Annotated in this window: 8 protein-coding genes, 5 pseudogenes and 1 riboswitch; of the genes and pseudogenes, 12 read left to right on the top strand and 1 reads right to left on the bottom strand. The window is 28.8% G+C overall.

What is annotated here, in order from left to right:
• Nucleotides 1–194: 194 nt before the first annotated feature.
• The 8 genes and pseudogenes from ARADI_RS19945 (at nucleotide 195) to ARADI_RS12400 (ending at nucleotide 9,420) form a co-directional block, all read left to right on the top strand.
• Nucleotides 195–1,035: pseudogene (locus tag ARADI_RS19945) on the top strand (DNA/RNA non-specific endonuclease).
• Nucleotides 1,036–1,084: 49 nt separating this feature from the next.
• Entirely contained in the window at nucleotides 1,085–1,255 is a 171-nt protein-coding gene (locus ARADI_RS12430) for a hypothetical protein (RefSeq protein WP_182853243.1), read from the top strand.
• A gap of 771 nt (nucleotides 1,256–2,026) precedes the next feature.
• A pseudogene (locus tag ARADI_RS12425) lies at nucleotides 2,027–4,223 on the top strand (TonB-dependent receptor).
• 315 nt (nucleotides 4,224–4,538) lie between these two features.
• Nucleotides 4,539–5,418 (top strand): annotated as a pseudogene (gene tehB, locus ARADI_RS12420) (SAM-dependent methyltransferase TehB).
• Between the two features lie 153 nt (nucleotides 5,419–5,571).
• Entirely contained in the window at nucleotides 5,572–5,748 is a 177-nt protein-coding gene (locus ARADI_RS12415) for a hypothetical protein (RefSeq protein ID WP_182853242.1), read from the top strand.
• Between the two features lie 605 nt (nucleotides 5,749–6,353).
• Nucleotides 6,354–6,479 carry a hypothetical protein gene (locus tag ARADI_RS19940; RefSeq protein WP_255420713.1) on the top strand — a complete coding sequence of 42 codons (126 nt, stop codon included), beginning with the start codon at nucleotides 6,354–6,356 and terminating at the stop codon, nucleotides 6,477–6,479.
• Between the two features lie 123 nt (nucleotides 6,480–6,602).
• Nucleotides 6,603–6,716: a lytic polysaccharide monooxygenase gene (locus tag ARADI_RS21165; RefSeq protein WP_119712357.1), complete on the top strand. Its 114-nt coding sequence runs from the start codon at nucleotides 6,603–6,605 to the stop codon at nucleotides 6,714–6,716.
• Between the two features lie 1,870 nt (nucleotides 6,717–8,586).
• Nucleotides 8,587–9,420 (top strand): N-acetylmuramoyl-L-alanine amidase, encoded by an 834-nt coding sequence (locus ARADI_RS12400; RefSeq protein ID WP_119712252.1) that lies wholly within the window; start codon nucleotides 8,587–8,589, stop codon nucleotides 9,418–9,420.
• Between the two features lie 857 nt (nucleotides 9,421–10,277).
• Here ARADI_RS12400 and ARADI_RS22170 read toward each other — a convergent pair.
• Nucleotides 10,278–11,353, bottom strand: a pseudogene (locus ARADI_RS22170) (porin).
• Between the two features lie 1,405 nt (nucleotides 11,354–12,758).
• Here ARADI_RS22170 and ARADI_RS12390 point away from each other — a divergent pair.
• The 4 genes and pseudogenes from ARADI_RS12390 (at nucleotide 12,759) to ARADI_RS12380 (ending at nucleotide 14,532) form a co-directional block, all read left to right on the top strand.
• On the top strand, nucleotides 12,759–13,319 hold the full coding sequence (locus ARADI_RS12390) for a cytochrome b (protein WP_119712251.1): 561 nt from the start codon (nucleotides 12,759–12,761) through the stop codon (nucleotides 13,317–13,319).
• A gap of 38 nt (nucleotides 13,320–13,357) precedes the next feature.
• Nucleotides 13,358–13,905, top strand: a pseudogene (locus ARADI_RS12385) (YceI family protein); the annotation flags it as partial.
• A gap of 278 nt (nucleotides 13,906–14,183) precedes the next feature.
• On the top strand, nucleotides 14,184–14,318 hold the full coding sequence (locus ARADI_RS19935) for a hypothetical protein (protein WP_255420712.1): 135 nt from the start codon (nucleotides 14,184–14,186) through the stop codon (nucleotides 14,316–14,318).
• Nucleotides 14,302–14,532 (top strand): hypothetical protein, encoded by a 231-nt coding sequence (locus tag ARADI_RS12380; protein WP_119712250.1) that lies wholly within the window; start codon nucleotides 14,302–14,304, stop codon nucleotides 14,530–14,532. Before ARADI_RS19935 ends, ARADI_RS12380 begins: the two co-directional genes overlap by 17 nt.
• Before the next feature lie 48 nt (nucleotides 14,533–14,580).
• A riboswitch (M-box (ykoK) riboswitch) is annotated at nucleotides 14,581–14,756 on the top strand.
• The last annotated feature ends 12 nt before the right edge of the window (nucleotides 14,757–14,768 follow it).

The raw sequence follows: 14,768 nt of genomic DNA, 5'->3' as shown, positions 1-14,768 counted from the left end.
ATTATACGCCATCTATTTTAACATTGCAATAACATTTATGAAGTGTTATAAATCTGATTTATATAAAGTAGTTTATTGTATTTTATATTTATTTTTGCTGTTTTGTCTTATTAACGAATATGCGTGTTTGCTGGTTTAAATATTATAATAAAGTTTATTTTAAGGGATTGACTATAAAGATGAAAAATTATCATATGAAAATATTTTTACCATTAATTTTTTTATTTTTACTTATTTCTGGCTGTAATATTATTCAACATGAACCAGCATGGGATACCTCTATTGAAAAAATTACGCCGGCAGTAAGACAAAATTGTGGAATAGGCTGTCCATTGGGAGGGAGTAATACAATAATATATCGTGATGTTTATACGCTAAATAATAATAGTAATACCAAATTTGCTGATTGGATTGCCTACTTAATAACAATCGACAGTATAGCTTCTGGCAAGCAGAGAAATTGGAAAAAAGATCCCCTGACCTAAGTAATTATGAAACTTTATCTCCAGCTGATTATATTGATGCTAATAAAGTATTAAAAGTAGATAGAGGACATCAGGCGCTATTAGCTTCTCTGGCTAATTTGGTAGACTGGCCGGCACCTAATTATTTATCTAATATCACACCGCAAGCAGCTGAACTTAATCAAGGCCCATGGGCACGTTTAAAAGATCAGGAAAGAGTTTTAGCCAAAGCAGGTAATAAGGTATTTTTAGTAACAGGTCCTTTGTATAAAAAAATATTGGTAAGCTACCTAATAGCGATAAAAATCATTTTATCCCCAGTGGATATTGGAAAGTGACATATATAAACGAAAGTCCTGAAAAATCTTCTTATGCAGCGTTTGTTATGGAACAAAATACATTGCAGAGCAGGAATTTTTGTCAATATCAGGTAACAGTAAAACAAATTGAACAGAGAACGGGTTTAATTATTTAGAGTCGGTTACCAGCAAATATTCAACTAGCAATAAAATCAAAACCAGGAAAATTAGTTGATAAAATAGGTTGTAGCATAATTCAACCTAGATATTAATTGTTACTAAATTATATTTTGTTAAAGTTAAATTAATGGAACATCAACCATGCATAGTATTATTGAATTATCAAATAATTATGGCAAATTAAATAAATCAAGAGGATTTATTAATCAATATTCTCATGGTAATCATGAAGTAAAGTCTTATGATGGAAGTTTGGCTCTTAAAATTTATTTTCCAGATGCAAGAAAATATAAATTTAAATTAATATATTAAATTTGATGCTTTTTATTCTTCAACTCTCTGTTTTGATAATAAAAAGCTTAGAATAAATAGATACGAAAAATTAATGTTTATTTCAGCTGTAACCAATCGATTAGATAACAGATTTATTATTGAATAAGCATTTTTATTAATAGCTACTAGTTAATACTGGTGGTTTTCTATTAAAATATTATTAATATTGATTAAGTTTTTATATTTTCTGCTTTTTTATATTTAATATTAAAAATAAGTTGCATTTGAAATATTTTATCATATTTTATAACAATTGATTTTAAATAAAACTAATAATGAGTCATATTTTTAAATATGGTATTTAAATGATTTAACATATTAAGTTATTATAAATAAAAATTATTTTAATTAATAACTTACTAAGATATACATTTATTTAGTTATTAATATCTTGTATATATTCTTGATTACCATAAACAAATAAGTATAATTCTCATTTGCGTTTGAGGAAATTCCTATTTCAGTAATAGCTTTTCTATATTTGACAGGGAATTTATATCGTTTTAGATAAAAATGTTAAACGTAAAGAGTTCGTATAAATAACTATATGATAAAACAAAATATTTTTTATTGTATAGGATTTCTGTTTTTTTTATCATGGCTCAATAATGGCAAGTTGTTTTCAATTAATCATTGGTATGAAATGGGTATTGGCTGCTTTTTCATTGAGTTCAGTTTCTACTGATTTATAGCAAACCAACTTTCCAGTCGGTCATTGTTTATAACACCAGTCTTTTTTTGAATAAAATCATGAATAATATCAAATATATGAAGGTACCATTTTGTGGCTCGTTATTGATGCTGACAATGAGTACTGCAGCGCAAACAGCAACTACTGAAATCGGTAATAAAAATAATCAACAAGATACAATCGTCGTGCACACAAAGTCGCAAAATAACTTTCTGCCTGGTGGTAATTCCCTTGTTCCGGCCTATTTAGATGGCCATATTGCATATGGTGGTTGTCTTGGTATGTTGGGCGAGCAAAATGCCATGGATGTTCCATTTAATGTAATTGGTTACACAGCCAAAATGGTAAAAGATCAGCAGGCAAAAACCGTTGCTGAAGTTGTTAATAACGATACGGGTGTTCAGAATGTGCAAGGGTATGGTAATTTTACAGAAACTTATCGTATCCGAGGTTTTAAATTAGATGGCGATGATATGATGCTAGGTGGATTGCCTGGCATTCTACCTCGTCAGATGGTGGATACCGCTATGATCGAGCGGGTGGAAATCTTTAAGGGCGCTAACGCATTAGTCAATGGTGCAGCTTCTTCCGGTGTTGGCGGCGTTATTAATCTTGAACCCAAACGAGCAGAAGATATACCCATTACTCATTTAGGACTCGACTATACTTCAATGTCGCAAGTGGGTGGAATATTAGATGTTGGACGCCGTTTTGGTGAAAATAATCAGTTTGGGGCGCGTATCAATTTAGTTCACCGCGTGCGAGAAACTGCGGTAAAAAATGATAAGCGTCGAACCACGTTGGTCTCACTTGCTTTGGATTATCATGGCGATCGAGTTAGTAGTTCATTGGATTTAGATTATCAAAAGAAAACTTTTCACGGTGGTACAATGGGAGTGGATATTGGTGGTGTCGACTTTATTCCACTAGTACCTAATAACACACATAATTATAGTCAAAAGTGGAGCTATAGTAATATTGAGAATCAGTTTGGTCTGGCACGAGCTGAATATGATCTGACAAACAACTGGGTACTCTATGCTGGGGCAGGTGGTCAACATGGTCAGGAAATAGGTGCATATAAGCTCACCCAAGATCATAAATAGCAAGGGTGATGCTACAGTAAGCCGATTGGATACAAAATTCTTTACCGATACATTTAGTGCTATGGCGGGAGTACGTGGGCAGTTTGCGACAGGCGTTGTCTCCCATCGCTTGAATATGGGATATTCTGCACAGAATAAACGTAATAAAATGGCATGGCGAATGTCAAGTAATGATCCGTTTACCAAGATTTATTACACACGTGATGTTGCTATGCCGGATAATGCTATTTTTGGTGGCGACTATTCTGATCCATTAACAACAGTGCGCACCTATACTCAAGGTTGGCTATTAAGTGATACATTGAGTGCTTTTGAGATAAATTACAGTTTTTGATTGCGGCGCGTCACGAGCAAGTAGAACTTCGTAATTATAATATTGAAACAGGTGCTGAAGAGCGTGATGAACGTTATAGCAAGAACCACTGGATGCCTACTTATGGAGTAGTTTATATAAACCATGGCAGCAGATTGCTTTATATGCCGATATGCCAATCATACTGAAGCCTTGCAACCGGGAAGTGTAGCACCAAAGGGCGTATCAAATTATGGTCAAAGTACAGGTATTGCTCATTCCCAACAAAATAAGGTAGGTATAAAAACGGATTTTGGTCGGATCGGCGGTACATTAGCATTATTTGAAATTAAAAAACCTTCTGCACTTATGGATAATGTTACAAAACGTTATAGCCTTACAGGTGAACAGCGTAATCGCGGTATTGAATTAAACATATTTGGTGAACCGGTATTAGGCTTGCGATTGAATACTAGTGTAACTTGGTTAGCTCCAGTGTTAACCAAGACAAAAGATAGAGCCAATGATGCGATTGGCGTGCCACGGTTTTACATGGTCATTGGCGCTGAATATGATATTCAATCAATTGATGGTTTAACTGCCATAATGCGAGTAAATCATTCTGGTTCCCAATATGTTAACCTAGAAAATAGCAGAAAACTTGATAGTTATACCACTTTGGATTTAGCTATGCGCTATAATATACGCGTTAATCATAATCAAAATCAAATGGTTTGGCGTGTTGGTATTGATAACTTAACTAATGAAAAGTATTGGTCTAGTGTTGAAGATTATGGCCGCTATATTTTTCAGGGCACACCCCGTACTTTGAAGGTGTCAGTCAGTTATGATTTTTGATTTATCCATCATTATGTTACAGCATAATACTGCATTTGATTAAAATTTAAACTTACTTAGTTGTAAAGTTTATTTGTTAATGTCATATCATCTAAAGCGGCTACCAATGGTAGCCGTCTCTTTTGTAGTCTACTAACTAATTGATTTGGTTTGTTGATGATAGTTAGCTTCTTATTTGGTATTTTTCTATAAGAAAGAGGCTAACAAACTCATTGGTTAGCAAAATAATTAAGAATAAATTTTTTCAATTTTATTAGTCAGCATAATTTACCAACACAGAAAAAAAATTAAAAGGCAAGTTATCAAGAGATGATTATGAATAAGCTTATTTGTTACAAGCAATTTGCTATTTGGCATAAAAATACTATCCCGCTAGCTTTAATGGAACGTCATAATACTAAAGAAGGTACATGGGCTCAATTGACGATATTTCTGGGCAGCTTACAGTTTGTGATATTTGGTGAGAATGGTAATAAACAGCAGTATTATTTTGATGTAAACAATCAACCAATTCAAATTCAGCTGCAAATGTGGCATAAAATAGCATTTGCTAATGATGATATTGAGTGTCAACTCTCTTTTTATTGCAATAAAAATACGTTTTTTTATAAAAAAATGGTTTTACACTTCTACATTCAGAAGTTTGTGCTCTTTCCCAAATTACTAAACCATGTAAAGTATTAGATTTGGGATCAGGCCAGGCCGGGGCCGTAATAGTTTTTTTGGCGTTACAAGGTTATGCTGTGACAGCAATGGATATCAATCCTCAACATATTAATACCATTGAAATGGTAAAAAAATCAGCTAATATTTTAAACAGATAAAAACAGCAATCTATGACATTAATGATCATGCTTTAACAGAAAATTACGATATGATTATTTCAACTGTAGTATTAATGTTTTTACAGAGAAATAAAATCGCTAAGATTATTGAGGATATTCAAAATCATACTAATGTGGGTGGTTACAATTTAATTGTTTGTGCAGTTGAAATAGATAATACGCTTTATGAAATTTTACCTTTTAATAGTCTGTTAGCACCTAATGAATTAATAACTTATTATAAAAAATGGGAAATCATTAAATACAATCAAGATCCAGGACATTTACATAAAACTGATAAATTTGGTAATCGCATAAAATTGAATTTTGCCACACTGATTGATCGTAACAAACTGTTAAATAAAGTTTAATTTAACTTAGCAAAAAATTATTTTTCTAATTGTTTTTCTTATGGTTCAGACATAAATGATATTCAGAGAAAAACTTTTATATTAAACTTTATTTTTGTACTAAGGAGAATATGACAATGAAAAATTATTTTTTTGCAATAATTCCTTTTTTTATTGGCAGGTTGTGTCAGCTCAGATGATTATGAACAACAGTATTATAAAAAGAAGAGAGAAGAGTCTCAAATGGGCGTTGGTGTAGTGAAAACGGATAGTCAACGAAGGGCTATCATGTCAGTTGAAAAGCCTGATTGGTCAAAGCTATCGGAGTCTCGTAGACCTAGAGAAAATTAAATAAATTATAAATATTTTTCTTATCTATTGTGCATTGAAAAGAGTATTTCAATGCATAGTTAATTATTTACCGATAATATTAACTGTTCAATTATTAAAATAACAATATTGAATGATGTATTTCCCTAAATATTCATAATTTTTAGTATAAAACTTTGTTGACTCGCTATTGTATTAAATTGTTTTTTATATAATAAGGTTTTTTATTTAAATTATATCAATAAGTAAAAAATATTAGCCTTAATCAATTAAGAAATTAATTTTTAATCTAAAAATGATCATTTTTAATGATATTTGATTGTTTTTAAGTGAAAATTTTTCAAATTAAAATTTATATAAAATTAATCTGTTATATGAAAATAAAAAATGTTTCAATAAAAAATAATTTTATTTTACTTGATTAAGTGTCGCTATTAATTTAACAATCCCAATTGTCTTCTAATTACTTATATTTATTTTGTTAATGAAATATTTTTCTGACAGATACTTTGTTAAATCATATGATTAATTAAGGGATTTATAAGATGAAAAATAATTTCTTATTAATGCTATTTATATTAATTGTTGTAACTGCATTTTGAAGTGTAAGTTCTACTCGTAAATCAATGCATGGATTTATTTATACACCTAAAAGTCGGTCGGTTTTATGCTGGATAGATCAGAATAATGATTGTGGTAGTGCTAGTCATGACCCAATGTCGATTGAAGGTGCTAGTGGTTTTCCAAAGTAGGGTGCTAAAGATAGTAGAATAGCTAGCGGTGATAATTTTTGGTTTAGTCAATTGGATCAGCAAAATAGTGATCGCTGGCATAAAAATAATATTAAAGTAGGTAAAAATATATTTGAATGATTTATAACTCAGCCAAATCATACGGTAAGTTGGGAGTTTTATATTACTAAGCAGAATTGGGATCCAAATGCGCCATTGACGCGTGATTCGTTTGAATCAAAACCATTTTATTTATGATCTAATGATGGAAAGAAATTAACTGTTGATGAGATGAATATTGAATGTGATGTACCGAAACGAAGTGGTTATCAAATTATTTTAGGTATATGGACAATAGCTGATACGGGATACGGGATCAGCTTTTTATCAAGTTATAGATGTTAATATATCAGATATATAATAGTTAAATAGTTTATAAGGTTTTGGTCAAATTGAGTAAAAATTTAACAAATTAGCACTTATTCATTAATATAATTATCAGATATAAAATATCTATATTTTTATAAATAAATTATAAAATTTTCTATTTTTTTCTTTTATCATTGAATTAAATTCTATGATAACCGAACAAAAATTTTTGGTGGTATCACTATGGGATTTTTTAACAGCTTATATTAAATAAACAGTGAATAGTTATAAATATATTTTTTATTCACTAGCGTATGTAGCATGCTTGATATACAAATAATATTTTTTTAAAAAATTAAATTTGTTAATTTATTAGTTTTGTTTCGTGTTGTTATTTTTTGAGAATAAATTTAAAGATATTTTTAATTCAATGTTAATTTTATTTAAAATAAATATGGAGTAAATAAATTATGGCTATTCAACGTGGTCTGTGTGATAATAATCCAGGAAATATTGACTATAATCCTATTAATAAATGGCAGGGTGCAGTTACCTTATGATCCTGCAATTGAAAAACGATTTTATTGATTTGAATCACCTGAATATGGCATTCGTGAAACAATGTTATTACTTGGAACATATCAAAAAAAGTATGGTTTAAAAAATATATATGATTTAATTAGTCGATTAGCACCAAACAGTGAAAATAACACTAACTGATATGTTAAAAGCGTATCCAATAGTATTAATTTATCATCTAAGACAGTTGTTAATATAAAAGATAAAGCAACATTGATTAGTTCAGTAAAAGCTATAATATTTTATGAAAATGGTCAACAACCTTATAATGATTGAGTCTTTGATAAAGTTTATAGTTAAATATTATTAATCCTGTTATATTTTTTATTTTTCGTTAGTATGGATTATTTAATTAAAATAATCATTTATTATCAAAGAAAATTAAGTTAGAGCTCACTTTTATTGCTAACACAAATATATTAATCCTATCAACGAGATAATTTTATATAGAAAAAATTCCTACTATTGTTAGTTAGGCTATGAATGCTAGCATCGGTCTGATGAATATAAAAAAATGACAATTATATAACAAAGTATAAAAATGAACATAAATGTTAATTAAACTAATTCAATATCCTCTTTATTATTTTTTAGAATGATTTTTTAATAAAATAGCAATAGCTATTATTTATCAAAAACAATATGACTCGAAATGATATAGGTATGATAATGAAGTATAAAATTTATACTAAATTTTTTTCAATAGATACTGTTACAAAACGTTTTTTTAAGAGCTATCTCTTACTATTTGATAATGTAGTTGACTTAAAATTTTAAACAATTGATGAAAGTTGTTGTTCTACTATTAATTAATAATTTTATAAAATCATGGTCAAAATATTGCGTTAATAAAGCCACAATCCATTTAAAAAATTAACAATTACAATCAATTGTGAATTTATTATTAATTATATATAATTGTGATGTTGCAACGCTTTGTTGATTAAGATTATTGCTATTATTTATTGTGATAATAAAAAAATAAATTATGTAAATGAGATGAGACATTATAAATAGTTTATTCTTTTAAATTATAAAAATGGAGATACAAATTAGCTGGTAATAAAAGCTAAGCGTATAGCTAAAAGTTTTGACCTAAATTATTTAGGTGCATGAAGTAGAGTGTATGACAAGTAATACTTTTGTAAGGGTAGGTATCAAACACTTATATGGAGATGATATGCGAAAATTGTTTATGATGTTATTGGCGCTAATGATAGTGGGTTGTTCGTCTAAAACCCCTATCGTTGATAGAGGTAATTATTATATCGATAAATCTTTTTCATCGAGAAGCCAAGATGATCGAGTAAAATTTTTAATATTTCATTATACTACAGTAAATGATGCTCGCTCATTGCAAATTTTAACTCAAGCTAAAGTAAGTGCACATTATCTTATTCCGTCAATTCCGAAAATAAAAAATGATAAGCCCGTTATATATAACTTTGTTCCGGAGGATAAAAGAGCATGGCATGCAGGATTAAATAATTGGAACGGTAGGCTTAATCTTAATGATAGCTCTATTGGTGTCGAAATAGTCAATAAAGGGTTTACTGAGGATATACTTGGCGATAAGGTCTGGTACCCTTTTAATGAACAGCAAATTTCCGCTATTATTGTTTTAGCTAAAGATATCATAAAAAGATATAATATAACTCCTGATAATGTCTTAGCCCATAGTGATATTGCTCCTTTTAGAAAGTATGATCCAGGTAAACTTTTTCCATGGAAACGTTTAGCTGAGCTTGGTATTGGAGCTTGGCCGGATGAAATGACGGTTAAGAAATATCTGGCAGGGCGATCAGCTTATGCGCCGGCTAGTGTGTTAGTTGTTCAAAAATATTTGCAGAAATATGGTTATGATAAAATTCCACAATCAGGTGAACTTGATGAGGAAACACGCAGAACCATTAGTGCATTTCAGTTTCACTTTCGACCAGCTGATATAAGTGGTAATGCAGATGCTGAAACAGAAGCTATAGCTCGTGCATTGGTTGAAAAATATAGGAGTTAGAGTCATTAATGGTTACCAATGATTAATGGTTTGATATAACGTAATTATATTTTATAAATTAAGCCCCTAACAATTGAATATTCATTGAGTGGTTTTTTTATAATCAATAGAGATAAATTGTCTGTATTCAATTCGCTTAATATCAGGTTGTCATTTAGTCGATGAATTATTAAAAGAGTATTTTTATTATATAATGATTGTTATCAATTTTGACTAGATTTTCCCAAAAAATGATTTCTATGTTTTCCTATATTTACAGTTTTTTTCAAAGCCTGTATATTTTAAATATTAACTAACACTGCTAATAAGTTTTATGGATAAAATAAATATTTATAACAGTAATTTATTTTTAATTTATTAAAATGATAACGTATCTAAATCAACTTGAAGGTAGTTATAATGAAATTTGTAAAATATGCACTTTTATCAATAGCATTAATTTCATTTAGTAGTATGGCTGCTTCTACTCCAATGAATACAACTAGTCAAATCAATGTTGGACAGCAATAAGTCAAAACCAAACACCATATCTCATACTGGTAAAGTAAAAGCGAAGAAAGCTGATCATATTAAATCTGGAGCAAAAAAAGCACCTAAAAAATTATGCCTAAAGTAAATTAAATTTGTCATAATAAATATTAATTAAAATAGAGGATGGCTATAATATCGGCCTCTATTCTTGTATCTGGCTATATTAATAAATTAAATAATCTTTGTTGATAGTGACTAATGTTGATAATAATTAATTAACTTTTTATTTTATAAAATCAAACTATCTACTAGATAAGACTATGGCTAGTTAATTTTTATAAAAATATCCCAGATATTTTTTATCTGTGATCATATATTAAATATATTTAAAAACAATAGACTAATCCTATACCTAAAATATTATCAGTGCTAATATCGTAATTCTCAGTAAATTTATTCTTATTTAATAAATTAATTTTATAATCTAACAGTGCAGCAAAATTTTTATTAAAATAGTAGAATGAACCTAGTGATACGAATTTATTTAAGTAATTATTTCCATATTCTCCAAGACCTTTTTCTTGAGCATGAATGTAAGCTAATGATGGTTTCAAACTATAATAAAATGTATATTGAGCGACAATTTCAAAAGTTTCTGTTTTAGATGCAATGTTGGTATTCGTTGAGCCAAAAGGTGTCTTATTACGTGTTTCAATATAAGTTGATGCCAGATAGACGTTATTGGTATTATATTTTTCATCAATGCTCCAAGTTTCTGCGCGTTTGCGATTGGCATAGTAATTAACCTTGTCATTATTGACATTATGTGAATTGCTATAATTGCCGCCAAAACTTAGTCCAAAATCAGTATTATATATCACTGATAGACCATAGCCGTTATTTTGCTTGGCTGTACTTACAGCTGATTTATTTTATCCGTATTTTTTCCTTGATATTGTAATGCAATGTTTAATCCATCAATATAGCCAAAGAAATTATTGTTGCGATAGGTAAGTAGATTTCTATTTATACCGTTCATATAATTATCAGGCATTGATATGCCATCATCCCAAAATATAGGCAGGACATCAATCCAGCCGTTAATATGATATAGCACGCTATAATTACGGCCGTAATCAATATAACCTAAATATTTATGATTAATTCCAACATAGGCTAATCGATTTTTATTGATGTGGCTATCCTCTGTTTTATTAACCATTGTTTCCCATTCAAATTGACCAAATCCAGTAAGGTTATCGGAAATTTCGGTGCTGCCTTTAATTCCAACACGAACTCTTGAACCATCTCTGCCACTTTTAGCTTTACCAATATGGTTTCGCACATCAATTTTTCCATAAAGCTCTAATTTTTTTCCATCTTGATTATATATTTCAGCAGCATTGGCAATATTAGTTACGGGAAATACTAACATTAACAATGCAATACACCTTATTTTCATGCCACTCATCCTCTTCTCTTGTTTTTGTTTCATGTAAAGACAATAAAAAATATATATTTATGATCAGTCGCAAAAATTATAGCTAATTAGTGTAATTTGTTAAATAAATAAACAATAAAAATAAATTGTTAATATGGTAATAAATAATTTTTTACATCAAATAATATTACCATGTAATATATATTTTTAATGGTATTAACAAATTATTTTGTATGCTCTTTTGGGGTTATAATAATTTTTTTTTGAATAAAAATAAAGTTTATTATGTATAAAATGAAGAAAGGATAAATATGAGATTTATTTTTTCAATATTTTTTTTATTTATTTTTTCTTTACAATAAAATATATTTCTATCTTTATACTATTTATTGGATAATATTTTGCTATAAAGTATCAATAATGAAACTTTAATTATAATTTGAAATTGACTTTATTTTTATATCTCTAATATTATTTTTAGATAAAATTAGTATGTTATTTATTTGATCTATTTTCATAAATAACCAATTCCACTAGATAGATAATTATTTTAAAAAATTTTGTAGTGCATGTTTTATAAATATATTGTATTTATTTTTGTTGTATTTTGATTTTAAATTAGTCTCAAATGTTAATTTTAGAAGATAGTTTATGATGAAAATTAAAAATCTCATGATAGTGGTTTTTCTTTTTTTAGTTTCATTTGGTGTTTTCGCTTAAGAAGTTATTATTGCCTCAGCAATTAGTCTTAATGAGGCCATTGAAAATTTAGAAAATAAAGCAAAAGAGAAAGATTCCACTATTGTGAAAATAATTTCTGCGGGAGGAAAAAATTACGTAAGAGCAAGTGCTATCATAGGAAAAAATTAATAATTAGTTTGTGTGACTATTATTCACCCTTCGTTTCTTAGTATCCTCTATTATAGAGGATACTATTTTATAATTTAGATCATTCATTTTTATTACTATTACCCTAGCTAATATAGTTACTTATTTTAGATAACAAAGTTAATATAATGTTAGTTTTTTAAATATTATTAAATTTAATATTGAACAATAATGTAATATTTTTAACCAAACTACGGTAATTTATATGTAGTTATTATTGGTAACAATGTAGTTAATAGTATTAAATTATTTTTTATTAATAAAGTTTTACTTTGATAGAATGCGAATAACTGTGATTAAATAGATCTCTATTACAAGGAAAACAGTAAAATAAAATATATTATAAAAATTTATTTTCAAATGTTATTTTTTTTATCTTAATGATGAAGCTATTTCATAGAGTAACATCATAATTTTTTGTGATGATCTATAATAAATTATTTCTTCTTGTTTGGCAATTAATCACTTAAAAATTCATTTATTATTAATATTGCATCAAAATTGACTATTCTTAATCTTTAACGAAAGGAATATTGATATGCTTTGGAAGAATACCTCAACCCAGTTTAGGCATATATCAATTTTAATTCACTGGTTGGTTGCGCTTACTGTTTATGGAATGTTTGCGTTGGGGCTTTGGATGGTATCTTTAAATTATTATGACGCTTGGTATCATAAAGCGCCAGAAATTCATAAGAGCATCGGTTTTGTTTTATTTTTGCTGATGGTATTTCATGTTCTATGGCGATTTATTTCACCGCCACCACCTAAGCTACTAGATAGTTATAGCAATTTAGTAAAAATAAGTTCTACTCTTGTCCAATTTTCCCTTTATTTACTTTTATTTGGCATATTATTTAGTGGTTATTTAATTTCTACTGCCGATGGTCAACCTATTTCAATATTTGGTTATTTTGACATCCCGGCAATATGGTTAGATGAGGGAATGCAGGCGGATAATGCAGGTGTTATACATCTTTATTTGGCTTGGACACTTATTATTCTTTCTATTCTTCATGTGATTGCAGCATTAAAACATCATTTTATTGATGGTGATGTTACCTTAAAACGCATGCTTGGCATTCATTCAAGAAAATAACTTATTGGAGATAGTTATGTTGAAAATTTTTTTTTTTTTTGGCTTTAGTAACCACAATTTTGCTATCGAGCGTTAATTCAGCAATAGCTGCTAATTATAAAATTGATAATGAAGGTCAAAACGCTTTTGTCCAGTTTCGCATTAAATACTTAGATTACAGTTGGGTTTATGGTAATTTTAAGAATTTTGCCGGTAATTTCACGTTTGATGAAAAGAATCCACAAAATGATCAGATTAAGGTGGTAATTAATACTGAAAGTATTGATACTAATCATGCTGAACGTGATAAGCATTTGCGCAGTGCAGATTTTTTAATGTAAAAAAATATCTAGAGGCAACTTTTATTTCAACTAAGGTCAGTCAAGTCAAGGGCGCTTATCATATCGATGGTCAGCTGACGTTAAATGGTGTAACAAAACCCATAGTCCTTAATGCTATCTTAATGGGTAAAGGTGACAATCCATGGGGAGGCTATCGTGTTGGTTTTGAGGCAACCGGAAAAATTAAATTGAAAAATTTTAACTTTAAAAAAGATCTTGGGCCAAAATCGCAAGAAGCTGAACTTATTATTTCTTTTGAAGGGGTGTTAAATTACTATAAAATAAAAGTAATATTGAAAAGTAATATTATATTAAGAAAATTATTTTTAATTTATGACTAGTTGATGAATAAAGTCACTTGATTATAATTAAATTTTATTTTATTCGGTAACAATTGATAAGCAATCAAGTATTGCTGTTAATTTTTTACCAGCAGTATGAAATTTTTTTTTACAATTATTCTATTTAAATTTTCATCATATTTAGGTTTATTAGTTTTGATTTTGCTATGCTGATAGTTAAAACAGAGAGAAGGCCGTTATATATGAGATTTAATCTATTAATTTTCTTCATTTATTTTTTGTTATTGGGCTGTGATCAACAATTAAAACTAAATGACGAAAATAAGCAATTATTACGTTCTTCTATTGCTGAAGTACGAGATGTCTCTCTCTTTTGAAAAACAGCAACAATTTGATAAAGCTATTGATATTACTATGTTTAATAGCATTAATTTTGATGAGTATCGTCAACTTGGTGAAATAGCTGCCGCTCGGGCATTGGAAAAACGGATTTACCGAACGTTAGATGGTAAAACAGCAGAGCAAGTTATTAATGAAGCAAAAAAGATAAAAATAGATCGTCTGGCATTTGATGAAAATTTGCTTTTTTAATTAAATAACTTACGATTTTAAATATTACTTTTTAATATTAAGCACGGTGCAGTATCTCGTTAGGCGAGGCTCCTATACAAACATAGGTTGCTGATCTGACGACGTCGAGAGACGCCCAAGATCAGGATAGGATTATATCGAGTCAAGGTGTGTATCCCCATGTAACTTCCTGCTACTTTCAGGATACGTTGTATATTGCTAAAACTGAGACGTTGAGATAGCTTAATATTCTCGCA

Origin of the sequence: Arsenophonus endosymbiont of Aleurodicus floccissimus, assembly GCF_900343025.1 — a bacterium.
Lineage (GTDB): Bacteria > Pseudomonadota > Gammaproteobacteria > Enterobacterales > Enterobacteriaceae > Arsenophonus.
The sequence above is the reverse complement of the archived record's forward strand: the minus strand, read 5'-3'. Positions and strand labels throughout refer to the sequence as shown.

Coding starts and splice junctions, on each gene's coding strand:
- ARADI_RS12430 (WP_182853243.1), top strand. CDS start 1,085: ATGCATAGTATTATTGAATTATCAAATAATTATGGCAAATTAAATAAA.
- ARADI_RS19940 (WP_255420713.1), top strand. CDS start 6,354: ATGCATGGATTTATTTATACACCTAAAAGTCGGTCGGTTTTATGCTGG.
- ARADI_RS12400 (WP_119712252.1), top strand. CDS start 8,587: ATGCGAAAATTGTTTATGATGTTATTGGCGCTAATGATAGTGGGTTGT.
- ARADI_RS12390 (WP_119712251.1), top strand. CDS start 12,759: ATGCTTTGGAAGAATACCTCAACCCAGTTTAGGCATATATCAATTTTA.
- ARADI_RS19935 (WP_255420712.1), top strand. CDS start 14,184: ATGAGATTTAATCTATTAATTTTCTTCATTTATTTTTTGTTATTGGGC.
- ARADI_RS12380 (WP_119712250.1), top strand. CDS start 14,302: ATGTCTCTCTCTTTTGAAAAACAGCAACAATTTGATAAAGCTATTGAT.